17 protein-coding genes and 7 pseudogenes are annotated in these 23035 nt (G+C 65.7%); 9 read left to right on the top strand and 15 right to left on the bottom strand.

Features of this window, described 5'->3' with window-relative positions:
* Positions 1 to 88: 88 nt before the first annotated feature.
* A pseudogene (locus OG965_RS38675) lies at positions 89 to 481 on the bottom strand (ISAzo13 family transposase); the annotation flags it as partial.
* Between the two features lie 66 nt (positions 482 to 547).
* Here OG965_RS38675 and OG965_RS38670 point away from each other — a divergent pair.
* Positions 548 to 1360: pseudogene (locus OG965_RS38670) on the top strand (IS701 family transposase); the annotation flags it as partial.
* A gap of 232 nt (positions 1361 to 1592) precedes the next feature.
* Entirely contained in the window at positions 1593 to 3179 is a 1587-nt protein-coding gene (locus OG965_RS38665; protein WP_371656751.1) for an IS1182 family transposase, read from the top strand.
* Positions 3180 to 3508: 329 nt separating this feature from the next.
* On the opposite strand, the gene OG965_RS38660 is transcribed toward OG965_RS38665, so the two are convergent.
* The gene (locus tag OG965_RS38660; protein ID WP_371656750.1) at positions 3509 to 4717 is read right to left on the bottom strand and encodes a cytochrome P450; all 1209 of its coding nucleotides are present in this window, start codon (positions 4715 to 4717) and stop codon (positions 3509 to 3511) included.
* 531 nt (positions 4718 to 5248) lie between these two features.
* Here OG965_RS38660 and OG965_RS38655 point away from each other — a divergent pair.
* Positions 5249 to 5579: pseudogene (locus OG965_RS38655) on the top strand (transposase); the annotation flags it as partial.
* Positions 5580 to 5627: 48 nt separating this feature from the next.
* Here the strand turns inward: OG965_RS38655 and OG965_RS38650 are convergent.
* Positions 5628 to 7034 carry an NAD(P)/FAD-dependent oxidoreductase gene (locus OG965_RS38650; protein ID WP_371656749.1) on the bottom strand — a complete coding sequence of 469 codons (1407 nt, stop codon included), beginning with the start codon at positions 7032 to 7034 and terminating at the stop codon, positions 5628 to 5630.
* Positions 7035 to 7106: 72 nt separating this feature from the next.
* Here OG965_RS38650 and OG965_RS38645 point away from each other — a divergent pair.
* A pseudogene (locus OG965_RS38645) lies at positions 7107 to 7235 on the top strand (transposase); the annotation flags it as partial.
* A 17-nt stretch (positions 7236 to 7252) separates the two neighbouring features.
* On the opposite strand, the gene OG965_RS38640 reads toward OG965_RS38645, so the two are convergent.
* Positions 7253 to 7387, bottom strand: coding sequence for a hypothetical protein (locus OG965_RS38640; protein WP_371657195.1), 135 nt, complete (start codon positions 7385 to 7387; stop codon positions 7253 to 7255).
* Here OG965_RS38640 and OG965_RS38635 point away from each other — a divergent pair.
* Positions 7337 to 7585, top strand: coding sequence for an SEC-C metal-binding domain-containing protein (locus OG965_RS38635; protein WP_371656748.1), 249 nt, complete (start codon positions 7337 to 7339; stop codon positions 7583 to 7585). The genes OG965_RS38640 and OG965_RS38635 overlap by 51 nt on opposite strands.
* Positions 7586 to 7723: 138 nt before the next feature.
* Here the strand turns inward: OG965_RS38635 and OG965_RS38630 are convergent, their stop codons facing one another.
* The 6 genes and pseudogenes from OG965_RS38630 to OG965_RS38605 all read right to left on the bottom strand — a co-directional run bounded on the left by OG965_RS38630 (position 7724) and on the right by OG965_RS38605 (position 13539).
* Positions 7724 to 8764 carry a hypothetical protein gene (locus OG965_RS38630; protein WP_371656747.1) on the bottom strand — a complete coding sequence of 347 codons (1041 nt, stop codon included), beginning with the start codon at positions 8762 to 8764 and terminating at the stop codon, positions 7724 to 7726.
* 189 nt (positions 8765 to 8953) lie between these two features.
* Entirely contained in the window at positions 8954 to 9283 is a 330-nt protein-coding gene (locus OG965_RS38625) for an integrase core domain-containing protein (RefSeq protein WP_371656746.1), read from the bottom strand.
* Positions 9267 to 10470 (bottom strand): annotated as a pseudogene (locus OG965_RS38620) (IS30 family transposase). The gene OG965_RS38625 and the pseudogene OG965_RS38620 overlap by 17 nt, the downstream one beginning before the upstream one ends.
* A gap of 778 nt (positions 10471 to 11248) precedes the next feature.
* Positions 11249 to 11500, bottom strand: a complete 252-nt coding sequence (locus tag OG965_RS38615) for a hypothetical protein (protein ID WP_371656745.1) — start codon at positions 11498 to 11500, stop codon at positions 11249 to 11251.
* A gap of 43 nt (positions 11501 to 11543) precedes the next feature.
* Complete coding sequence (locus OG965_RS38610) at positions 11544 to 12353, bottom strand: hypothetical protein (protein WP_371656744.1); 810 nt, start codon at positions 12351 to 12353, stop codon at positions 11544 to 11546.
* A gap of 769 nt (positions 12354 to 13122) precedes the next feature.
* A complete protein-coding gene (locus tag OG965_RS38605) occupies positions 13123 to 13539 on the bottom strand; it encodes a GntR family transcriptional regulator (RefSeq protein WP_371656743.1) in 417 nt (138 codons plus the stop codon).
* Positions 13540 to 14069: 530 nt separating this feature from the next.
* Between OG965_RS38605 and OG965_RS38600 the strand changes: the two are divergent.
* Positions 14070 to 14324: pseudogene (locus tag OG965_RS38600) on the top strand (helix-turn-helix domain-containing protein); the annotation flags it as partial.
* A gap of 108 nt (positions 14325 to 14432) precedes the next feature.
* Here OG965_RS38600 and OG965_RS38595 read toward each other — a convergent pair.
* Positions 14433 to 15130 (bottom strand): annotated as a pseudogene (locus OG965_RS38595) (IS6 family transposase).
* Positions 15131 to 15561: 431 nt separating this feature from the next.
* Entirely contained in the window at positions 15562 to 16143 is a 582-nt protein-coding gene (gene aroQ / locus OG965_RS38590) for a gamma subclass chorismate mutase AroQ (RefSeq protein ID WP_371656742.1), read from the bottom strand.
* A 455-nt stretch (positions 16144 to 16598) separates the two neighbouring features.
* Here aroQ and OG965_RS38585 point away from each other — a divergent pair, with 455 nt between their 5' ends.
* Complete coding sequence (locus OG965_RS38585) at positions 16599 to 16856, top strand: hypothetical protein (RefSeq protein ID WP_371657173.1); 258 nt, start codon at positions 16599 to 16601, stop codon at positions 16854 to 16856.
* Positions 16857 to 16867: 11 nt separating this feature from the next.
* Here OG965_RS38585 and OG965_RS38580 read toward each other — a convergent pair whose 3' ends face one another.
* The 3 genes from OG965_RS38580 to OG965_RS38570 all read right to left on the bottom strand — a co-directional run bounded on the left by OG965_RS38580 (position 16868) and on the right by OG965_RS38570 (position 20840).
* Positions 16868 to 17296 carry a DUF6009 family protein gene (locus OG965_RS38580; RefSeq protein ID WP_371656741.1) on the bottom strand — a complete coding sequence of 143 codons (429 nt, stop codon included), beginning with the start codon at positions 17294 to 17296 and terminating at the stop codon, positions 16868 to 16870.
* Positions 17297 to 17409: 113 nt separating this feature from the next.
* Positions 17410 to 19020: a phage/plasmid primase, P4 family gene (locus OG965_RS38575; protein ID WP_371656740.1), complete on the bottom strand. Its 1611-nt coding sequence runs from the start codon at positions 19018 to 19020 to the stop codon at positions 17410 to 17412.
* A gap of 1712 nt (positions 19021 to 20732) precedes the next feature.
* Positions 20733 to 20840, bottom strand: coding sequence for a transposase (locus tag OG965_RS38570; protein WP_371656739.1), 108 nt, complete (start codon positions 20838 to 20840; stop codon positions 20733 to 20735).
* A 147-nt stretch (positions 20841 to 20987) separates the two neighbouring features.
* Here OG965_RS38570 and OG965_RS38565 point away from each other — a divergent pair.
* Both OG965_RS38565 and OG965_RS38560 read left to right on the top strand, forming a co-directional pair.
* Positions 20988 to 21784, top strand: a protein-coding gene (locus OG965_RS38565; protein WP_371657172.1) for an IS5 family transposase whose coding sequence is annotated in 2 segments (ribosomal slippage) — positions 20988 to 21320 and positions 21323 to 21784 — 795 coding nt in all. Because the reading frame shifts where the segments join, the coding sequence is not laid out codon by codon here.
* Between the two features lie 65 nt (positions 21785 to 21849).
* Complete coding sequence (locus tag OG965_RS38560; RefSeq protein ID WP_371657171.1) at positions 21850 to 23034, top strand: IS701 family transposase; 1185 nt, start codon at positions 21850 to 21852, stop codon at positions 23032 to 23034.
* Position 23035 lies beyond the last annotated feature (1 nt).

The raw sequence follows: 23035 nt of genomic DNA, 5'->3' as shown, positions 1-23035 counted from the left end.
CGAACAGAACAATCAGCAGACTGGCGGGCTACAGCCTCCAACGCATCAGGAAGCGAGCACTTTCACGCGTACGAGACTGAGCACGATCACGTGTACGCCGACACGAGGCGAGCGTGCGCAGCGACAGCGTCGTCCAGCGCAGCGGGGAGACCGGGTCGCCACGGGTACGCGGCTCGATCAGAGCTTCCAGCGCCGGCCGCAGTCCGGTATCCGTCGTCGTCAACGGCTTGCGTCCGGCCCCTGGAGCCCGGTTGCGGCACATCGGCGCCGTATGCGCTTCCAACTCAGCGATGCCACGCACGATGGTGGCGGTGCTGACGCCGGAGATGGCAGCCACCGCGGTGATTCCACCGTGGCCGAGCGCAGCAGCCTCACTGGCCAGGTAAAGCCGTCGGCGCCGCTCGTCGAGGTGAGGCAGGATCCGATCAAACTTAGCCTTCAACGGAGCGGCGGAGATGCGATGTTGCGAAGGCAGAGCCATGCTCCAGCCTCCCACCACAGCTCGTCCGACAGGTCAACTCTGACAGTTATTCACGTACAAGCCCCCGGACGCACCGAGAACAGCCAGATCGGTGTGTTCCTCGCCTACGCCACCAGCCGCGGACGCACCCTGATCGACCGCCGCTTGTATCTGCCCGCGTCATGGACCGACGACCGGGAAAGGTGCCGGCAGGCCGGCATCAACGACAGCGTTGCCTTCGAGACGAAGGTGGCCATGGCCCGGGCCATGGCCCGCCGGGCGGTCACCGACAGGATCCCGTTCGGGTGGGTGACGGCGGACGCCGCCTACGGCTACAGCAAGGGCTGGCGCTTCGAGCTGGATCAGGCCGACGTCTTCCATGTCATGGCCACCACCCGCCACGACACCGTCGTCACCCGCTGGTCCATCGACCATCCCGTCCACGACCTGTTCCCGGGCCTGCCACCGCAGAAATGGAAACGCCGCTCGTGCGGCCAGGGCGCCCACGGACAGAGGATCTATGACTGGGCCCGCGTCGAGGTCCGGCCCTGGCATCGCGAAGACCGCCGACACTGGGTCATCGCCCGCCGCAGCGTCCGCAGGCCCGAGGAGATCTCCTACTGCATCGCCTACTGCCCTGCCGACACCACTTTGGACGAACTGATCCGTGTCGCGGGCAGCCGGTGGGCGGTTGAGGAATGCTTCCAGAGCGCGAAGCAGGAGTGCGGTCTGGACGACTACCAGGTCCGACGTTACGACGGCTGGCACCGCCACATGACCCTGGCCATGGCCGCCCACGCCTGCCTCACCGCCCTGCGGGCCCGCGAACTCGACACGGACAAAGCAGAAACGGATCCTCCCAGCACATCCATCTCAGCCTTCCCGAGATCAGACGCCTGATCACCCGCCTCAACCACCGCCAGCCACCGCCTCTCGACCACGTCCTGCACTGGTCGACCTGGCGACGCCGGCGCCAACACCAGGCCCGCACCAGTCACTACAAACGACGCGGACACAGCCCATGACACCTGCCCACCAGTCACGGCAAGCACCGTTGCAGTACTAGAAGATCACTGAAAATGTTCGGCTGTTCTGGTCCTGGATCATGCGGTCCGGGGCCAGTCTGGTAGTTATGCAGGGTGAGTGGGCCGGGGTGCCGGTCGGGCCTGATGTGTGGGAAACCTGCCGGGAGTTGATCCCCGAGCGGAGTGTGTTCGCGTTCCTGGCCGAGCACCGGGAGGTGTTGTTCCCGGCGGGGATGTTCGCGGACATGTACCCCTCGCCCAACGGGCGCCCGAGCTATCCGCCGCAGGTGCTGTCCACCGTGGTGGTGCTGCAGGTCCTGAACGGCCTGTCGGACGCGGAGGCCGTCCAGGAACTACGCTGCGACCTGCGGTGGAAGGCCGCGTGCGGACTCGGCCTGCTGGACGGCGGCTTCGACTCCTCGCTGCTGACCTACTTCCGGCGCCGGCTGCAGCACTCACGCGACCCGCACCGCGTGTTCACCGCAGTCTGTCAGGTCATCGAGGCCACCGGAATCCTGCGCGGACGCCACCGGCGGGCCCTGGATTCCACCGTCTTCCAGGACGCGGTGGCCACCCAGGACACCGTCACCCAGCTCATCTCCGCCATCCGCCGGGTCGCCCGCGAGGTCCCCGGCGGCACCGAGACCGTGAAGGACCGGTGCACCGGGCACGACTACCTCGCCGGGCCCGGCAAACCGAAGATCGCCTGGGACGACGAGAAGGCGCGGGCCGAACTCGCCGACGCCCTGGTCACCGACGCCCTCCAGGTCCTGGCCCACCTGCCCGAACAGAACCTGGGCGAGAAAGCCGCGAACGCGGTCGGCATCCTGGCCCTGGTCGCTGGCCAGGACGTCGAGCCCCCTGAGGATTCCGACGGCAGCGACGGCCGCTGGCGCATTGCCCGGCGCACCGCCCCCGGCCGCGTCATCTCCACCGTTGACCCTGAGGCGAGGCACATCCACAAGACCACCCACCAGCGGACCGACGGCTTCAAAGGCCATCTCGCCTTCGAGCCGGAAACCGGGCTGTTCACTGCGGTCGCCTTACGTCCGGGCAGCGGCACCGACCACGCCGAGGGAACTGTCGCGCTGGACCTGCTGGCCGATGAGACCGGGCCGCTTGATGTCTTCGGGGACACCGCCTACTCCGGCCACCACCACCGGGCCGCCCTGACCACAGCCGGACACCAGATCTTCTGCAAACCCGCCCCGCTCAAGCCCGCCGTCCCCGGCGGTTTCACCCTGGACGACTTCCACATCGACACCGCTGCCGCAACGGTGACATGCCCGGTCGGCCACACCGTCCCGCTCGGCGACCAGAGCGGACAGTATCTCCAGCGCAAAGCCTTCTTCGGAGAGTTGTGCACCCACTGCCCGCTGCGAGACCGGTGCACGAGGAACAAGCTGGGCCGGATCCTGACCATCCGCCTGCACCACGACCAGCAGGCCGCCGCCCGTCGCCAGGCCGCCACCGACCCCGACTGGCAGGCTGCCTACCGGCGTTGGAGGCCACCCGTCGAACGTGGCGTCGCCTGGCTCGTCGCCCACGGCAACCGGAGACTGCGCTACTACGGCACCCTCAAGAACGACACCTGGCTCCACACCCGGGCCGCTGCCCTCAACCTCCGCCGACTGATCAACCTCGGACTCACCCACACCGAAACCACCTGGACCATCGCCCCTGCCACCCCCTAGCGGCAGGGGCCGCCGCCCCGAAAACACCCGCTGACCAGGCAACATCTTCAGCAAACTTCTAGCAGCCTTCTGACGGCGACGCGACGCGTCCACCAGCGTGAACCAGCCCGGCTGCCGCTCGGCGAGCCAGCCCCCGGCGACCAGGCGCTTCGCTTTCGACCACAGCGCCTCCATCTTCGACGGCACCACATCCATCCCGAACAACACCGTCAGCTCCTGGCAGGTCAACGGCCTTGACCAAGCCGACGCATCATGCGGTCCGCGCCCGGGTATCTCAAGATCCCCGACAGGGTCGCTCACTACCAGTCCTTCGGGCCGAATGGGCCCGGTCACCAGGTGACGGGCAAAGCTTCGGGGCCTCGGATCAGCGCGCCGCGCCGCCAGGGCACGTCATCGGCTGGAACCGTCAGCCGAAGTCCTGGCACCTGGTCAAGGAGGGTGTCTACAAGTAGCTCCGACTCCATTCGCGCCAGTGCACTGCCCAGGCAGCGGTGCGGTCCGTGCCCAAATGACAGGTGCGGGTTGGGGTCACGCTCGACGTCGATCCGGTCAGGGTCCACAAAGATGTCAGGGTCACGATTGGCGGCCAGATAAGAAACGTAGATTGGGTCGCCCGCCTGGATCCGTACACCGCCGATGACGACGTCTTCCAGTGCGATTCGGGAAAGACCGACGGCATTGCGATGTGGGATGAAGCGCAGCAGCTCGTCAAGAGCCTTCGGACGCAGTTCTGGCTGAGCGTGCAGCCGGTCGAGCAGTTCAGGTCGGGTGAGCAGGATATAGAGCATCTGCCCGGTGTTGTTGGTGACGGCCTCGCCGCCGATCTGGATGGGCCCCGCGAGTGCTACCGCTTCTTCCTCGGTGATCTCGCCTCGGCTCACTGCCGCGCCGAGCAGCGAGGTGATGTCTTGGTCCGTGGACCCGCGGCGCTCGGAGATCAGCTGGGTGAAGTACGTCTCCATGTCACGTTTGGCCTGTTCGCTGGCCTTGTGTCCGTGCGTGGAAGAGAGAATCAACTGTGTCCAGGCATGCAAGGTGGCCTGGTCGGCGGTCGGTACGCCCATGACCTCGCAGATCACGTTGGTCGGGAACGGGATCAGGACCTGTTCGATGAGGTCGGCAGGGGGCCCAATGCGCAGCATCTTGTCGACCAGCTCGTCGAGCTTGTTTTGAGCGCTTGTACGCATTCGCTCGACTCCCTGTGGCGTCAGTGCTGCGTTGACCGCCCTGCGCAGCCGCGCGTAGTCGGGCCTGTCGACGAAGCTGATTGCGCCCGGTGCCGGGATGAAATGCGGTGCCAAGCGGGTTACTTGACGGCCGACCACTGCCGCGCGGCTGAACCTGGCATCGTTAGTCACCAGCCGTACGTCGTGATATCGCGTCACCAGCCAGGCCCAGCCCTCGCCGTTGGGAAGCTTGATACGGGTGACCGGCCCCTCGCGCATCAACGCGGACAGGACGGGGTCGAAGTCGACCCCGGTCAGGTCCAGGGCGGGCCAGTCGCGTACCGGCGGCACGGTCGTCTCCTCGTCGCTCATTGTCATTGCGTGCCTTTCTGCTACACGGTGCCAGCGGCTCAGTGCCATCTCCTGGGTGATGCCCGGATCGAAGCCGAAAAGTGGCGCGACGCCTCAAAAAACCATCCATGATCTCGTTACGAACTCTCACGGGACGCATAGCTCTCCACGTCAGAGTGCTTCGAATATGATCGTCACAGTTCCTGAAGGCTGCTCTCACCGCTCACTGTTCCATACCCGCTACCCGAAACTGAACGGGTAACTGCTACCCGGTCGTTGGCGAACTTGGTGCTGTCAGGCGTAACCGTGCCAGTCGCAGCCATTACATCTCTGCCGTTCACCTCGCTGCCGCTGCACTGGGCGGAAGGGAACTCCTCGGCGAAGAAGGACGTCCCCGTGATCGGCGGTGCACCGCCGACATCCACGCCCCTCACTACCGCCGCCCCTTGGTCAGCGATTGCCTGGGGCTCCATTTCCAACCCGGGGTCCACGGGCTGTGTGATGGTCGCATCAGCGCTGGCGACCGTGCACGTGGCAATCGTCGACGAGCAACGCGTCCTATGTGACCAACTCACCGCGGCCTGCCCACAGATGACCTCCCTTTCCGCCCTAGTGAGTGAGTTCGCCTGCCTGCTGTCCCCTTCGCCGGGCAACGCCAAGGCTCTGACCGGCTGGATTGCCCGGGTCCGGGACGCCGACCTGCCCTTCCTGCACTTTTTCGCCACCGGCCTCGAACGCGGCCGGGCCGCCGTCGACGCGGCACTGACCCTGCCTCACCACAACGGACGCACCGAGCGTCAACAACAAGATCAAACTCCTCAAACGGCAGACCTACGGCCGCGTCGGCTACCCCCTCCTCCGCCACCGCATCTTGCTCCGCTGACACTCCAGCGAGCCCGGCGATCACCGGCTACGGAAATCTTTGAAGACCCTAATTCGTGATAGATCCACGAAGCCCTGCCTCACAGCCTGGGATGAGTGCATCCCACTGATCTCGGGTCGGGCCATCGTGCTTTGGCGAGAAGTCTGGGTGGGCAGCCAGCCAGGCAGTGACGTGTCGGTCCACTTCGTCGGTGCCGTAGGCGTCATGGGCTGGTCGCAGGAGATGGCGTACCTGGGCTCGGGCTCTCATGACGACGGGATCGTCAAAGGCGCAGGCAGCCAGGGCAGCAGCACGCCGATCCGAGAGTGGTGAGTTCTCGGCGAGGCGTTGCTCGTTGGCGCGATCCGCCGTGACCTGCGCGTCGAACCACGGGCGGAGGGTCTGTGCTGTCCAGGTGTGGTAGCCGATCGGGTCCGCGGCGATGTGGTCGACATGGGTGGCAAGGCGCTGGGCAGCGCGCAGGCCGAGGGCCGCGCCATGGCTCAAGGTGGGGTTGGTATGGATGAGACTGTCCCCGACGTTGACCAGGCCGGTGACGATAGGTCCGCCATCGTCGGCGAGGGCGGTCCAGCAGTTGTCCAGGCCTGCCATCGCCAGGACGGCTGACTGTGGTTCGGGGGCCAGGTCGAGCCAAGCGGCGGTGGCGGGGAAGCAGCGGGCGGCGGTCTCGAACACGGCAGGATCGGTGAGCGCGCCGCGGGTCGGTTCACCCGTGGATAGCACCAGACTCACCGCGAAGTTGTCGTTGTCGGAAGGGAAGACGCTGGCGAGCGCGAACGGTGCTGCCGAGCGGGTCTTCACCCGTCCGGGGTCACGCGGGCCGTCGGCACGCAGGCGGTACCAGCGGCACAGATAAGCGATCCCGGTGCGGTGGCTGTCGACCACAGGCGGGCGGCAGCCAGCCGCGATCAGCCAAGCGGGAACCGGCGAGCGACGACCAGACGCATCGACCACGAGGTCCGCCTGATGCATTTCCGAGCCCACCCGCACTCCGGTGACCCGGGCAGGGCGGCCGTCCCCGATGATGAGAGCGCGCACCCGGCAGCCTTGCCGCACATCAACGGTGCGTTCCCGCCGCACGGCCGCGGTCAAGGCGGCCTCCAGCACGATGCGGCGGGTACGCAAAGTCACCAAGTCCTCATCGCCGACGCGATACGGCGGATGCTCACCGAACCAGTCGAACTCGTGGTACTCCCGGACCCCGCGTGCCAGCAGATCCGCATAGACATCCGGGGTCTCGGTGCGCAACACGGTGCGCACGGGCGCGAGGAGCAAGTGGGGCTGGACGGCCTGCGGGATTCGGGGCCTGTCCCAGTGGAAGAAGTCCCGGTTCAGGTCATCTCCGGCCTGCCGCGCGTTCTGCTCGAACAACGTGACTGTGTGGCCCCGTCGGCCAAGCATGAGCGCCGTCCCCAGACCGCTAATACCCCCACCGACTACTACAACCCGCGCCACTAAAGCTCCCCCTTCGCGTCGTGTTAAGGAAATGAGGAAACAGCAAGTGACGCCACCCAGCGAGTACACCCGGAGTTCTGTGAGGAAGCCGTCTATATCACGCTCCGGTCCAGTAAGACCATCTCGGATACAGCCCGGGAACTCGGGATCACCACGGAAACCCTTCGCGGCTGGGTGAAGAGGCACAAGCAGCGTACTCTTTGGGAGCCTCGACGAGTTCAGCCAGCTACTGGCCACGTGGCCAGTAGCTGGCCGACCACTACGGCACCGAGCATCGTGAACACATCCACCACGTCGAGCGGATGCTGCAACGCCTGTCCAACGAGGGCGAGCCCCACCTCGGCATCGCGCACGGCACCATGAGCGACCTCGAGCCCTTCACTCGCGAGGAGAACCTATCCCCGCAAGACGGGGATACCCGAGCCCACTACGCCGCCGACCTCGTAGCCCGGGGCCAGACCACCCCGTGGCCCCCGCCCCGCAACAACCCCTGCTGGTGCGGCTCCAGGCGCACGTACAAGAAATGCTGCGGCAATCCCGCCCTCACCTGACCAAGATCCATGCCAGGTCTATCACCGAACTCGCGACAGAGCCACGATCAAAAGGCCGTTGACACACCGGGACAACGATCACTCCAGAGCCACCGTGAATAGGCCAGCAGAGTCACGCCGGGAGTCACCTCAGGTCTACTACACGGCTCCGGGGCGTACAGAAAAGAGCTCGAACTGACGGAAAGTCGTACTCTGGTCACCTTGAGTGTCCCGTCCGGTAGGCAGGACGATTCCGCTCGAATAGAGGGGACCCAAAGGGGCGTCGGCATCGGCGGCGAAAGGGACGCCAACAGTCTTGGGGACAGCCGCACCGCCGACGCCTAGGCCAGCTGGGATGCGGAGTTGGTAGACGGAGGGGATGGCTGGATCGTCGTTGCGGTACAACTCGGTCAACCCGGCCGGGCGGCCTTGCGCGGGCACGGACGCGTGGAACGGGGTGTAGAAGGTGAATAGGGCCGGGTCCTTTGTTCCCTGCAGCAGTTTACCGGCTCCGTTGTAGAAACTGAACGGCATTTTCTCAGCGTTACCGCCAGCAATGAGTGCGCGCTGGTTGATAGTGAAGTACAGGTTGGCGGTGCCAATTGGCGGTGCTGGGGCGAGAACGGACCGAATAACCGGGACGGTTCTAGCGTTGCGCGTCAGATCAGTGTCTGTGTCGGTGGTGTTAGTGGCATCCGTGGTGAAGATTACCCGGCCGACTCCGAGTCTGTTTGGCGCACCTGGGGCAAGCTTCATCGGCACACTGACCGTCTTGGCATTAGCGACCCCAGACTGAATTCCGGAGAATTTCACTTGAATGATTGAAGGGATGGCCGGGTCTTCGTTCTGATACAGCCACGTTGCCCCCTCCGGCAATTGACTGACGTTCAAGAAGAACGGGGTGATGAATTTCAGCGATACGGGCCCCACAGCATCGTCAGGACCGAAGTTTCCACAGGTAATGACAGCCGTGCAGTTTCCGCTCTCGTCGGTAGTCGCGGAAGAAGCCACCCTGCAGAAGAGGTTGACGTTCCGCTGAGCCCTTCTTGAAGCTGTCCGCCCGGCCGGAGCCGTAACCGCCTCGCCATCTGTCGCAGTTGCAAGCCCCACACTGGACGTCATCACGCCAAGGCTCAGTGCCTTCGTGAACGCCCTCCGTCCCATGCCGGACACGACAGCACCCTCCGAATCGATAGTCATATGAATTCCTTTCCTCGTAAGTCGGTGGCGAGCGGGGCCTTCCTCATGGAACCACAATCTATTTGACAACACGAATCTATCGGCCTGGGAATTGCGTCGTGTCCGTTGGTGCGGAGCACACTCAGTGCGGGGCCTCGCCCCGCGTCCAGGGCTTCGTCTAAGTGAACCGTTCCGGGTCCGGTCGAGACTCTAGGTTGTGACTGTGACCTGGGGTTTCGTGGTTGCTCGGTAGTAGTGGGCTTCGTATTCGAAGGGTGGGATGTGCCCTATTCCACCGTGGAGTCGGCGGTGGCAGTACCAGTCGATCCACTCGGCGGTAGCGAGCTCGACCTGCGAGAGCGTCTGCCAGGACGGGCCGGGTTTGATCAGCTCGGTTTTGAACAGGCCGATCGTGGACTCCATCAGCGCGTTGTCGTAGGCGTAGCCGACCGGGCCGATCGATGCCACGATCCCTGCCCTGCCCAGGTGCTCGGCCAGCGCGAACGATGTGCACTGCCGAGGTTCAACCGGTCGTCGCAACACCAGCTTGTTGGATCAGCCGTAGCTGCTCGTTGAGGGCCTCGGCGGGTGTCTTCCACCCGAGTGTCTTTCGGGGCCTGGAGTCCAGGGCGGCGGCAACGGCATCGATCGCGATTACGTCCCGGCGGGACAGGTCGGTGCCCTTCGGGAAGTACTGTCGCAGCAGACCATTGGTGTTCTCGTTGGTGCCGCGCTGCCACGGGCTGCGCGGGTCGGCGACGTAGACCGGCAGCCCGGTGCGATCGTCAACTGGGCGTGCTGAGCCAGCTCTTTGCCCCGATCTCAGGTGAGTGAACGGCGCAGTTGCTCGGGCAGGGTGGTGATCCTGGCCGCGAGTCCGTCTTTCATCGCCTCGGCGCCGTATCCGCCCAGCGCCGGCCCGTTCTTCGTCCGCGGTTCGATCCCGTGGCCCTTCAACCGGGGCAGGTGCAGCCAAGTGCAGCAGCATCGTGAACCTGGTCGTGCGCTCCAGAGCGTGCCGGTCGCGGACCGGTCGGTGCCGATGATGAGGTCGCCCTCCCAGCGGCCGGGCACCGCACGGTCCTCCGCCGGGGGGCGTTCGCTGATCACGACGTCCGGGGTGACGTGCGCGCCAGGCCGTCGCCGGGAACGTGCGCGTGGGACCCGCAACGCCCGCCCGGTGCGCAGACAGGCGACCAACTCGCGTTTGAGCGCGCCGCGGCCCTGGACATAGAGAGCCTGGTAGATCGCCTCGTGCGAGATCCGCATCGACTCATCCTCGGGGAAGTCGAACTTGAGCCGGTGGGTGATCTGCTCCGGGCTCCAGGATGTCGCCCACCGGCAGTCCTGGCGTCGCGGCTTGTTCCGCCCCTTCCATGCCCGTGCCTGCGGCCCCGTCACCGTCGTTCCGTCCGGGGCCCGGACCTCTCCGGCCAGCCGACCCTGCACCTAGTCGCGCAGCCGGTCGTTCTCGACGAGCTTGGCCGGCTTGGGGTGTCGCGCCATCAGCTCAGCCTTCCACTGCGCGACTGACGCTCGATAGTCGAGCTTGCCTCCGCGGGTGACCGCGTTGCTGCGCAGCTCCCGGGAGATAGTCGAGGGATGGCGGCCGAGCCGGCGGGCGATCTCTCTCACCCCAGCACCCTGAGCCTTCAGCAGGGCGATCTCTTCCCGCTCTTCAACCACAAGTATCGGCCCGTGACCGGGACACGCAGGAACGTCGGCATGCCGCCACGCTCCCGGAACCAACGACTGCCGGCCGCCTGCGACGCTCCGACCGCGATCGCGGCCTCCTCACTGGTGAGCCCTTTGTCGATCTCACGCCAGAACAACCGCTCCACGTCGCGTCGCAGCGACGGCTTGCCCAGCGACTTCATCGGTGACCTGCCGGTCAGCTCCTTCATCCAGCCCGCTGGCCTGCCCATCAACACCTCAGTGATCGAAGTGTTGTGACGACCAGTTGAATCCGCCCTGGATGCCGCGATCCGAGTGGAATATGCACCGTGGGCCAGGTTGGCGTTCCGTGCTGCTATGTCGAGCGCATCCGAGATGAGTGAGGCCTTCATGTGTTCGGCCACCACCCAGCTGATCACGGCCTTGGCATGGCAGTCGATGGCTGTCGCGAGGTAGAGGAATCCGGCCCAGCTATGGATATACGTGATATTGCTGACCAGTTTGATGAGCCGGTGACCGGTCCCAAAATCGGTGAGGGCGGTGCGGTGGAGCCGGTGGCCGAGGCGGGGTCGCCGGTGGGGGTGCGGCTGGTGTCGGCCTGGTCGGCGGAGTTGGACGCGGAGGTGTTGCCGTCCTCGTACCGGGACATCGTGGAGGTCCTCACGGACTCGGTGCACACCCGATGCGGGCGCACCACCTGTGCGCCGCGCTCGGGCTGTCGACCGGCATCGGACGGATCGTCGCCTCCGTCCGCACCCTCCTCACCTGCAGCTATTCAAGATGAAAGAGGCTCAGTGGTGCTGTTACAAGGTCATCGATACGGAACGAGGTCTACGTCGGGGGAGGTTGAGGCTCGTTGGGCTGGTGCCCGGCTTCTGGGTGACTCAGGTACCACCGAGTACGCCGCCAGTCGAGCACGATGCGCTGAACGACCACGATGACGAGGCCCATGCTGGCAGCGACGACGATCGTGACCCACGTGTCGACTGTCGCCAGCTTCGCGAACAGCCCTGAGCACGCAGCGAGGCCGGTGGGAAAGAGCCACCACAGTTCGCCGGCCTCTGGCGGATGAGCGTCGTTCATCGGTCCTCCTGGGATTGCTAACTGCTCCATGTGTGTGTGGGATTCAGCAGGACCAGATGCCGCCGGCAGCTCCGGCGACTGCTCCGATACCGGCACCGGCTGCCGCTCCAGGCCCGGTGAACGCGCCGCTGATGCCACCCATCACCGCGCCGCCCTGGCTGGTCTTAGCAATGCACTTGGTCTTTCCCCAGGAACTCCAGCTGGTGGGGTTCCACCAAGGATCTGCGGTAACAGGGAACGTGGTGTCGGGCGCGGTGCGGATGGTCTGGATAAGGGTGCTGCCTTCGACGCGGTAGCTGGTGGGGACGGAGGCACCGCTGGCATCCTTGGCCCAGGGCACGTCGAATCCACCCAGGACGGAGCCGTCCTCGGCGATGGCGGCGACTGCCTCACTGTCGAACTTGACGAGGCGTGCGCCTTCGGGCAGGCCGATGTCGTAACGCTGTTCGCGCGGGGCGTCCACGCTCTTCAGCACGGTCAGGGCACGTACTCCGCCGCCCTTGGTGAGCTGGACGGCAAGATCGGTGGCGGGGGCGGCGTCCGGGTAGACGGTGGTGCCCTGGCCCACCGCTGTCCCGGCCACGTTCCGGGTGTCGGGCAGCCCGATGAACACCGAACTACCCGTCGTGGTGGTGACCTTCGCGTTCCCGGCAGAATGCTGGGGAACCACGATGCCGGGCATCGGGGTGACGGCCACGTCGGCGGTGCCGGTGGCCTTCTCCACCACGGTCGCGGTGCGGTCGGCCCGGGACGGTGTGTCGCTGGCGAAGGCGGCTGGGGATATACCGAGCGCGAGCGCGCCCGCTATGACAGCGGTGGCAACGGAGCTGGCTATGCACTGACGGTGGTTCACAAGGCCCTCCCATGATGTGAGTCCAGAAGCCGCCCCGGCACCGGCGACAGGGAGAGCACCTGTGCAGGGGCAGCCTTGCGGAAGACCCTGGCATATGCAGCAAGTCGCCTGGAAGAGGCTTATGGACCCTATGCTAGAAACAGGACTTTAGTCCTGACCTGAAGAACTCAGAAGCCAGTTATTCCCTCTAAGTAATTCCGGCACAGGCAAGTCCCATCTGCTCGTCTCGATCGGAACGGGGACGACAACCTTGTCTGCGCGATCCGGCGGCCGAACGGCTCACGATGCTGCAGTGAAGCAATTTGATGGGCTAGAAGGAGGCTGTAGCCGATCACCTCGTTGTGATGCACCAGGACGCACCGTCGCCGATACCAACGTGCGGGATCTCCCCGCGCGCGTGCCGTTGCCTGACGGCGGGCCGCGTCGCGCCGGTATCCTCCAATGGGCGGGCGTTCAGCTCTCCCTGGTCCTTCAGCACCACCGCGCCATCCCGGTCAGCTGCGCGTGGTCACCGCATCCCCTTCCGCCACCCTTTCCTTCCCTACCAGAGAGGGGCGGCCTGTTTCCATCGCGTGCGGCAAACCCCCTGTCAGCCGCAGGCTCCAAAGGCACCCGCTTCGAAACGCGCGCCGTAGGCGAATCCAGAGAAACAGCCGACCTGGTGGACGACTGCGGGACCGAAGTACCGTTCCCATATACGGTCTTGAACCTCTCGGCCAAGGCGGTACGGGCACGTCCGGTCGTCCGAATACACTTCTGCGGGCCGGCATCAGCCGTGAGAACCCCCCTTCGGGCCGGCAAGCGGGGAGCAGACATGGGTGCCCTGTCTGCCGAGCACCCGTAGCAGGCCTTCTTCGGCCAGGTGCCGGGTGGCCTTGCTGGCTGTGTCGATGCTCACGCCGTATTCGGCTGCCAGTTCCGCACGTGCAGGCAAGCGGCCCGTCATGTGACCGCACCGGATGCGGGTTCTCAGATCATCGGCCATTCGCTGCCAAGCAGTTCCTGACAACGCCAACGTACCGGCCGTCGCCAGGCGCCCTGGCGCCCGCAGGCGCGTCCTCACTGCCCGAAGAACGAACTGTGCGGTGAACACCGGGATGCGGTAAGCGCGGGCGATATCCCCTGTAGTGGGAAGCCGCCCGTACAGGCGTTTCCTGGTGAGGCGGTAGTAGAGGTCGTCGGCCACCTCCTGATAGTGCGGCCGCGGTTCGGATTCAAGGGTCCCTGACCGCGCAGCCTTGCCTCGATGAAAGCCAGGAGGCCCCACGGCGCTCCAAAAGCTGCCGGGCATGGGCCCGAAGTGCGGTCGTACGTTCCTGTACCTACTTACCACGGCTTCGCGCCCGCCCCGATCAGCATCCCAGGTATCTCCCGAACTCCTACCGGACACTTCCGACTCCTTGCAGTACCGAGAATGAAAAGGCACATTCACCGGAACCATAGACACGCATACTCCGGTGCAGCTCTTACGGGTGCCCGGCGAGGAATACTGCTGCACAGCGGGGGTCCATAGATCCGCACCTCTTGTACGGCCATGCCGGAGATCCAGGCGCCTGCCCCTTAGGACACCTCTCCATCTTGCCCTCGTATGTGGCGCGCCACCTCATCCCTTTCGGCTATTTCCAGGCGGTCTTTCGTCTACTGCTACATTCATGTTGAGGGGGTAAATGTGCTGGTAGTGAAGTGGGTCCGGATGCTCGGGGTGGGTGTTTGGCGATGGTGTTGTGGGCGCGGCCCAGCCGCGATGAGGAAGAGCGCAGAGTCGTGGGTCGGTTGGTGCGGGCCCGCAAGGTGCCACGTGATCTGACCGTGCGGGCTCGTACAGTCCAGTTGAGATGGACCGGGTTGCGGGTACCGACGATCGCGGCGGAGCTCGGGTGCGGCCAGAAGACGGTGCGACGATGGTTGCACCGCTTCAGCCGGTGCGGACTGGCTGGGCTGGAGGCTCTGGGCGGGCAAGACCGCAATCGACGGATCAGGGAGCAGGAACACTGCGGGGAAGGGCCTTGTCACGGTGCTGGTGTGGCGGATGAGTTGGGGCATGTTGATGGCGCTCGGGTGTCGTGCCGAGCCGCTGCGTCAGGCGTGTGCGGCCACGCCCATGACGGTCTTCCAGACGCGGAATCGTCGGGTCATCTCGGTCCGGCAGTCACGGACTGTGAAACGGCGAGGCCGGAAGTGGGAGGAATTCCTCGGATACGCGGCGAGGAATCTCTGGGCCTTGCCATGCGAGGCGGAAGGACTCCATGGGCCCGTTCGCGCTGCCTAGCGGGCTGGTGGCTACTCTCTGCGCGATTGTTGAGGTACCCTGCGGTGCGGTGCTCGACCGAGGGCATCACCGCGCGGTGGGCGGCCCCGCAGGAGCGGAGCCTGTCTGTGGCGACAACACGGGGCGCGTACTCACAGTCCTTGAGGAGCCTGCGCAAGAACTGCTTCGCCACAGCAGCATCGCGCCGGTCCTGCACCAGGATGTCCAGAACAGTGCCGTCTTGGACCACCACCCGCCACAGGTACCGCATCCTCCCTTTGACTTTGATGAACACCTCGTCTGTGTGCCGCTTGTCCCCGGGACGGGGCTGCCGGCAGCGCAGATCCGTGGCGTAAGCGGGACCGAACCTCGCGCACCAGGCCCGGGCGCTCTCGTAGGAGACGGTGATGCCGCGCTCGAAGAGGAGCTCCTCGACCTCATGGGAGAACAGGGGAAACCGGTGATAGAGCCGCACAGCGCGGCCGACGCTCTCCGCCGGGAACCCCCTACCCCTTGCACGACGGCGCAGCGGCGGTCTCCACGAGCAGACCCTCCCCAAGAAGATCACCTCACGTCCCACCGCTCGACCTAACCGAGCCCACAGGGGCTTCCGCCCCTGGAGGATCGCGGCACCCGGGCGCAACGGCCCGATGCCGTCCGCTGCTAGTAACTGCTCCGCCCGCGGCGCGTAATGCTGACCTCCGGCCCCACCTCACCGGCCACACGAGCAACATGATGAGGCCCTCCCGGATCATCGCCTTGGTGCGGATCTTGCCGCCCGGAGGCTTGCGATGGGAGACGGTAAGCGAGTTGTGGGCTCCCGGACGAGCTGGGCCCGGCAGGGTGGTGAGGGCCACCACGTGACCCTGGACGCCGACTCGTCCGACACCGAGGGCAAGTCGGTACGCCAACTCGCCAAGGCTATCCGTCAGTCGAACCACACGAGCGGCCAGGACGGAATTATGACCATGCGCACGCCGAGGGCAACGCCCGCTCCAGCCCCTTCAGATGCAGGATGTCCAGCTCATGGCCGTACGCCGACCAAGCGGCCGCGCCGTATAGCCGCGGCTCGCACGACGGCGAGGTGCGCACGCCCTCCGTCGCCACCAGCGTGCTGAGCAACTGTGTGGTGATGAGGTCGAGTGCCGGTCGGACTTCCTTGTCGAGGTCCGGCCGCTGGGTGGGCCGTTCCTCAGGATGCGCGTCCCAGCGCGTGTACAGCCCACGCTGCACCAGCTTGTTCGCCTCGATCTGGTCCCGGAAAATGGCGACCACCGTGTCAGGATCCAGCCCGAGCCCGACGGCGCGAGCGGCGACGTCACCAAGGATCTTCCGCTCTCGCGCGGGGGCGTCGATCGGCCGGTCGTTGCCGTACTTGGCGGCGGCCACCTTGTCGGCGATTAGCAGTCGCTCGGCGAACAGGCCGGTCAGCGGGGTGAGTCCATAAACGGCGGAAGGCGTGGCCGCCGGGGGCTGCGGCTGGGCGACGGCGGGCATGGCAGCGGCACCGCAGAGCAGCAGCGCGGCGGAAACGGCGACCAACACGGACCGCGTACGTCGGATTCGCACAGGGCGTGTCCTACCTCTCAAGAGTGGTTGCTCTGGTCATTCGTAAGATCGCAGGGCCCAGAGGCTCTGGGTCTGGCCGTCACGGCGCGCGGTCCGTAGCGCCGAGGAACTCGCCGCCAGGACCGGCCAGGCGGCCGAAGGCCAGCTCATCAGCATCCTCGACGAGCACATGACCGCTCACGTGGTGCGCTCCCTGGCGAGGGAGGTGACAGCTCTCAACGAGAAGATCCGCCGAGAGCGACAAACTCATCACGGACCAGCTTCACCGACACCGCAACGTCAAGGTAGTCGGGTGCATGCGCGGCGTCGTGCCCTGCTGGGTGCCGAGTTCCTGGCTGCCACAGGCGGTGGCATGAACGCCTTCGCCAGCGCGCGGACCGGCTGGCCGCTTCGTCGGCGTCTCCCCCACTCCACGAGGCTCCGGGAAGATCAGCGGCAACCTGCACCGCCCCGCGCGCTACAGCCGACGTCTCCAACGCCTCTTCAACACCTCCGCGTTGATCAGCATCCGCAGCTGCGACAAGCCCCGCCGCTTCTACGACCGCAAGCGAGCCGAAGACAAACGCCATAGCCAGGGAGTCATGGCGCTCCCCCGGCGCCGGGTCAACGCTCTGTGGGCACTCCTGCGGGACGGACGACGCTACAACCCCATACCGCCCCACACTGGCCGCTTGATACTCCTATAGCGAATCGCGGGTCACTCAGCAAGCTCGTGATGGTGCACCTCTCGCTGCGAACGCGCGTTGGCCCACGCGGGCGCCTTGCCCGCAGGGCCTCGTTGGGATCGGAGTGTTTTCTGCCCTACGCGCTTGGGCCCCACCGTGCGGGGGTCGACTGCCTCGCCGGGGGCACCTTCACGGTAGAGACCCTCGGGTTGAGTATCGCGGTCGTGCGGGAGCAGAAAGAAGACACGCCGGAGTTGGAGGCCACTGTCGGGGTCGGATTCGGCATGCTGGCTGAGCTCGCTATAGCCGACCATGCGGCCGTCTCGGGCGTAGCGGGGTCTTCCACGGCGGCGCGGTGTCTTGTCGAGAGCCTGCCGCACGTAGTCGAGGTTTTCCGGATCTTCCAGCCACACCACGGCGTCTTCGTGGACGAGTTCGCTCTCGTTCAGTAGCGAGCTCATGGTGCGGCCCCTCCTCTAGTCGTTTCACGGTCGGTAACAGGCAGGCTCCACAGGCCAGGGCCTCACGGCACGGCACCTTCATACTACGGGTGTCGGGCACTGACGCCCTGACCCTACGGCCCGGGATTGTGACGGTCATCAGACGGCGAGATGCCGGCGGAAGAGTCCTGATATCCGCGATTGTCCGCCAGTAGCCCGAGGCCCGGGTAGTACTTCCTGCCGCTGGACTTCATCATGTCGGCCGGAGACGCCAGACCGAGTTCGGTCCGTACACGCGTGGCGAAGGCTCGGGCGGTAGCGGGTCGGATGCCCTCGCTCGCGCTGCACCAGGCGCTGTAGGCGCCGTAGAGCAGCCCCTGTTCGACACGCAGGTCTCCCCTCTCGCTGTTTCTCGTGTCCCGGGTGCAGCGTTCGGCGAGGAAGCGGCCGATGTGGTCTTCGGTGGTGGCGTAGGCCTCGGTGGCAAGCCTGACGGAGGTGGGTCCGGTGAGCGGGTCGCGCGTGGTGAGGTAGCGCCTCGCGCCGTCGATGAGCCAGTGCAGGATCCCAGGGCCTTCGCTGGTGACCAGTTCCTTTGCCAGGTTGTCTATTTTTCGTTCAGACGGCACTACCCGTTCGAAGGGGATGAGCCTGATCCGGCGCCAGAAGGCATGACCTCCGGTGCCGACCTCGGGGCGGTGGTTGCCCAGGAGCCACAGTTTGTGCGTGGGGGCGAAGCTGAAGAAGTTCTGCCGCATGCGGCGGGCCATGATGCGGTCCCCGCCGGTCAGGAGCTTGACACGAGCCTCATTGAACTTGTCATTGGGTTTCAGCTCGCTGCAGACCACCATGCGTCTGCCGTGCAGCTCTGTCAGCTCCGTGGAGTGCTCGGCGAACTTCCCCTTCTCCATGAGAAACCCTGGTGGAGCAGCCTGCGCATAGTCGCCGAGGATCTGCGTCATGACATCCAGCAGAACGGATTTTCCATTGGCACCCGTGCCGTAGAGGAACGGAAGGACCTGAGCTCCGACGTCCCCGGTGATGGAGTAGCCGAGCAGCAAGTGAAGGAAGTGGACGGTCTCCTGGCCCTGAGGGGAATCACCAAAGGTGTCGGCCAGGAAGCGGTGCCAGCGCGGCGTCGGCATCATCTCGGGCGCGACGCTAGTGGCCCGTGAGTGCATGTCGCTCGCCGGATCAGGCTTGCGCATCTCCCCGGTACACAGGTCGACCACTCCAGCCGGCGTGCACAGTTCGTACGGTTCGCCGTCCAGGACGTCGGTCTCCAGGGCGAGTTCCGGGGATGCCTTGGCCTGGGCAAGCATGGCGTTGATGCCCGGTGTGGACATGCTCCGCTTGCGATGCGCAGCCAAGTCACGGTCATTGAAGCGACCATGAGCGTCGGAGGTGGGCATCTGCTCGGCCATGTCCCCGGCTGCCCAGATCGCGGCCTTCTCTCCACCGGAACGGCGCCAGTGGTACTCGTCCCACTGGTACCAGCCCAGTCCCTCGACATGCCGAAAGCAGTCCGCGTACAGCAACGCGAAGAGCTTCGCGTTACCCCGGTCGGTGAGCAGGGCCGGAAGCAGCCCCGTCTCCGGGGCTCTATTCACGGACGGGCGCGGGTCCATGCCCTGCTGCGCTGCGCCATGCTGCGCCGGCTGGCGGTGCAGGCGTGAGCCCTGGAGGTCGAGGATCTGCTGGGCGGCGGCACTTGCGTCGAAACGAAAGCCGTCGGCGCTGCTCATGCGTGTCCTTATCAGATGGAACGGTTGGCCGGTCCTGGCGGACGGAGCGCACTACGAGCCATCCTGCGGCGGGACCGTTAAGCGGGCTGTGGCCTCGATGACCAGGCGGCTCCTGCACTCACCCCAGAACCGCGCGAGGGCGTGCTGGCGCCAGGCACGTTGGGCAGGAGTCCGCAGAGATGGCACTCCTTCCGCACGGTGCGCTGTGTCGCCGGTTGGTGCACGAGGTCGACCTGGGCACGGAGGAAGCGGGCATCGAGTGACATCTAGCTGGCTGTCCCAACGATCCTTCCTCCTGGTGCGGTGGGCCGCAGCGGGAACACGGAGTTCTCATCCCTGTGCAGCACACAACAGTCCTCGCTGGAAGGGTTGGGCGGTTTGCTGGCACGCCCGGGGAAACGCTGTTCACAGCGCGACTCTCCTCCCCCGGAGGGACGTAAGGGACTGGCTCTTCCTAATGATTTTCCCGAGCCTAACCAGACCGTAAGCGAAAACGGAAGCACGGTCGGAGTCGAACGCTCCTGGGCTTGACCTCCGATGCCCAGTCCCTCGTGAATACACAGGCCGCAGGAGCATGCGGCTCAGTACAGGGACTGGAGAGACTCAACTTCCCACTTATACCTTAATCAGGGGAATCCTCAGTATCGCACGCGCCCATACGCACACACCTGCGGCGGCACAGGACAGGAAAATCCGGTCCCCTCAGTCACCGCCACGCATCTCAGCGAAGCTCTGAACTGCGCATTCATGGCCTTCCGGCGAGAGGGACCGAACAGGGCCCTGACCCTCTCCACTCACACAACGTATCTCCCTCCCACGCGCACCCGTCACCGCGCCCGGCACTCTTCCTTGCGCCACCGGATGGCTCTGGATGGCTCCAGCCCCCCTCTCCCTGACCTTTAGCGCTCACCGATCCCAGACTTAAGTAGGCACGCTGCCCGACGGAAGATGCCATCTGATGAGTGGATCAGCACGTCATGCTTTCCCCTACCGGACCGCACGGCGAAAGATCTGTGCACCCTGGCCCGGCTCCGCCTTTTCGTTGATGCGGGATATAGACGATGGACTTAGGCCCAAGCCAAGTACAGGCGTGAGCATTGCAAGGGAACGCAGCCTGGCCATGGAAACGAAATGGATGACCAATCCGACGATCGAGGTTACTGGTCTCAGACGTACAGGAAGTACTGGCCCTCATTGGTCTCCCTTTCAGGCCTGGCTGGCCCGCCCGGCGAATGGTGGGTCGTACGCGGTCTGTGGGGGTGCCGGTTGCGTGTGGGGCTGTGGAGGACCCGTGGGTTACCGTACGGGATAGCCGTTCGATCTGGGGGTATGCGCAGGTCGAGGCAGTGCCACCCGGGTCGTTGCCCGGTTGGCCGCCGACTGGCGTGGTGAACTTCCCGGGGGCACATCGGCATCATGGACGCGCAGGCCCTTGGCGATACCCCGGCGCTGATGCCGGCCGACGGGTGCGCGCGCTGGCATCGAGCCCGGCCGCTGTGAGGGCTGACACGCCGTCCACGTTCGATGCCGTCGGTCAGGACATGACGCTGGCTGCCTGGCCGGGTGCGTGAGCCTCGCCGAGCCGCCAGCACATGGCTGGAGTCGATCACCGGCCGCGTTCAGTCCAGCTTGCTGGCAGCCCGCAACGGCGTCAGCAGCAGCCCATGCAGCCGGTCCCACACCCCGGCCTCATTTCACCAGGCCAGCCGCCGTCAGCACGTCGTGCCCGACCCGAGGCCCAACTCCTGCGGCAGGTACTCCCACTGGATACCGGTATGCAGGACGAACAAGATCCCGCACAACGCCTGCCGGTCCGGCACCCGTGGGTGCCCGCCTCCACCTTCGGCCCCGATTCCGGCACCAACAGCCCTACCAGCGACCACAGTTCATCCGACACGACCCACGGCCGCGGCTCCCGTCTAAGAGATCATCTCAATTGGCGGATTGGGTAGTCTGTCGGTGTGCTGATGGTGGAGCGTCTGGTGCCGGACGGGTTGTGGGAGTTGTTCCAGCGGGTGGTTCCGGAGGCGCCGACGCGTCCGCAAGGTGGCGGGCGGCGTCGGTATGGCGATCGCGAGGTGCTGGCGGCGATCGTCTTCGTGGCGACGACGGGCTGCACGTGGTCGCAGGTCCCGCCGGTGTTCGGGCCTTCCGGGGCGACGGCGCATCGCCGTTTCATGGAGTGGAGCCGGCTGCGGGTGTGGGCGAAGCTGCACCGCCTGGTGCTGGACGAGCTCGGGTCCCGGGGCGAGCTGGACTGGTCGCGCTGTGCGATCGACTCGGTGAACATGCGGGCGCTGGAAAAGGGGACCTGACAGGTCCGAATCCTGTGGATCGGGGCAAGTCCGGGTCGAAGATCCACTTGATCACCGAGCGGACCGGGTTACCGATTTCCGTCGGTATCTCAGGCGCGAACCTGCACGACAGCCAGGCACTCGAGCCGATGGTGCGGGGCATACCGCCCATCCGCTCACGCCGCGGCCCCCGCCGCCGACGGCCTGCCAAGCTCCATGCTGACAAGGCCCACGACAACCGCCACCTGAGGCAATGGCTCCGATCCCGGCACATCACACCCCGCATCGCCCGCCAGGACATTGAGTCCTCCGAGCGGCTTGGACGCCACCGCTGGACCATTGAACGCACCATGGCCTGGCTTGCCGGCTGCCGTCGCCTCCACCGCCGCTACGAACGCAAAGCCATCCACTTCCTCGCCTTCGCCAGCATCGCCAGCACCCTCATCTGCTACCGCAGACTCACCAAATGAGATGATCTCTAATACTGCAACGGTGCTTGCCGTGACTGGTGGGCAGGTTTGTCGTTGGTCTGGTTATGGGTGGGGACCTTGGTGATGTCAGGTTGTGGGCCGGGGAACTGAGCACGGTGCACGAGCGGTTCGTGCACCGGTTCAGCCGGGAGGAGCCGCGGCAGTCGGCGCTGGCCTACATGCGGGGACTGATTGCTCCGCTGGAGCGGAAGAACGGCTGGACGCTCGCGGAAGAAGCCGGACACACGGGCCCTGACCGTATCCACCGGCTGCTGAACCGGATCGAATGGAACGCCGACGAGGTCCTGGACGACGTGCGCGGCTACGTCGTGGAACGCCTCGGAGACCAGGATGCCGTCCTGATCATCGACGACACAGGTTTCCTCAAGAAGGGCGTCCGCTCGGCCGGTGTCCAACGCCAGTACTCCGGCACCGCCGGACGCACGGAGAACAGCCAGATCGGTGTGTTCCTCGCCTACGCCACCAGCCGCGGACGCACCCTGATCGACCGCCGCTTGTATCTGCCCGCGTCATGGACCGACGACCGGGAAAGGTGCCGGCAGGCCGGCATCGACGACAGCGTTGCCTTCGAGACGAAGGTGGCCATGGCCCGGGCAATGGTCCGCCGGGCGGTCACCGACAGGATCCCGTTCGGGTGGGTGACGGCGGATGCCGCCTACGGCTACAGCAAGGGCTGGCGCTTCGAGCTGGAACAGGCCGATGTCTTCCATGTCATGGCCACCACCCGCCACGACACCGTCGTCACCCGCTGGTCCATCGACCATCCCGTCCACGACCTGTTCCCGGGCCTGCCACGGCAGAAATGGAAACGCCGCTCGTGCGGCCAGGGCGCCCACGGACAGAGGGTTTATGACTGGGCCCGCGTCGAGGTTCGGCCTTGGCATCGCGAAGACCGCCGGCACTGGGTCATCGCCCGCCGCAGCGTCCGCAGGCCCGAGGAGATCTCCTACTACATCGCCTACTGCCCTGCCGACACCACTTTGGACGAACTGATCCGTGTCGCGGGCAGCCGGTGGGCGGTTGAGGAATGCTTCCAGAGCGCGAAGCAGGAGTGCGGCCTGGACGACTACCAGGTCCGACGTTACGACGGCTGGCACCGCCACATGACCCTGGCCATGGCCGCCCACGCCTGCCTCACCGTCCTGCGGGCCCGCGAACTCGACACGGACAAAGCAGAAACGGATCCTCCCAGCTCATCCACCTCAGCCTTCCCGAGATCAGACGCCTGAT

The organism is Streptomyces sp. NBC_00224, assembly GCF_041435195.1.
GTDB lineage: Bacteria > Actinomycetota > Actinomycetes > Streptomycetales > Streptomycetaceae > Streptomyces.
This window is presented reverse-complemented; position numbering and strand designations above follow the sequence as displayed.

What these genes read in the sequence shown, in the direction of transcription:
- OG965_RS38575 (WP_371656740.1), bottom strand. Translation starts at nt 19,020, where the DNA reads ATGAGCAGCGCCGACGGCTTTCGTTTCGACGCAAGTGCCGCCGCCCAG.
- OG965_RS38560 (WP_371657171.1), top strand. Translation starts at nt 21,850, where the DNA reads ATGGGTGGGGACCTTGGTGATGTCAGGTTGTGGGCCGGGGAACTGAGC.
- OG965_RS38630 (WP_371656747.1), bottom strand. Translation starts at nt 8,764, where the DNA reads ATGACTATCGATTCGGAGGGTGCTGTCGTGTCCGGCATGGGACGGAGG.
- OG965_RS38615 (WP_371656745.1), bottom strand. Translation starts at nt 11,500, where the DNA reads ATGAACGACGCTCATCCGCCAGAGGCCGGCGAACTGTGGTGGCTCTTT.
- OG965_RS38635 (WP_371656748.1), top strand. Translation starts at nt 7,337, where the DNA reads ATGCTGCAACGCCTGTCCAACGAGGGCGAGCCCCACCTCGGCATCGCG.
- OG965_RS38580 (WP_371656741.1), bottom strand. Translation starts at nt 17,296, where the DNA reads ATGAGCTCGCTACTGAACGAGAGCGAACTCGTCCACGAAGACGCCGTG.
- OG965_RS38660 (WP_371656750.1), bottom strand. Translation starts at nt 4,717, where the DNA reads ATGAGCGACGAGGAGACGACCGTGCCGCCGGTACGCGACTGGCCCGCC.
- OG965_RS38665 (WP_371656751.1), top strand. Translation starts at nt 1,593, where the DNA reads ATGCAGGGTGAGTGGGCCGGGGTGCCGGTCGGGCCTGATGTGTGGGAA.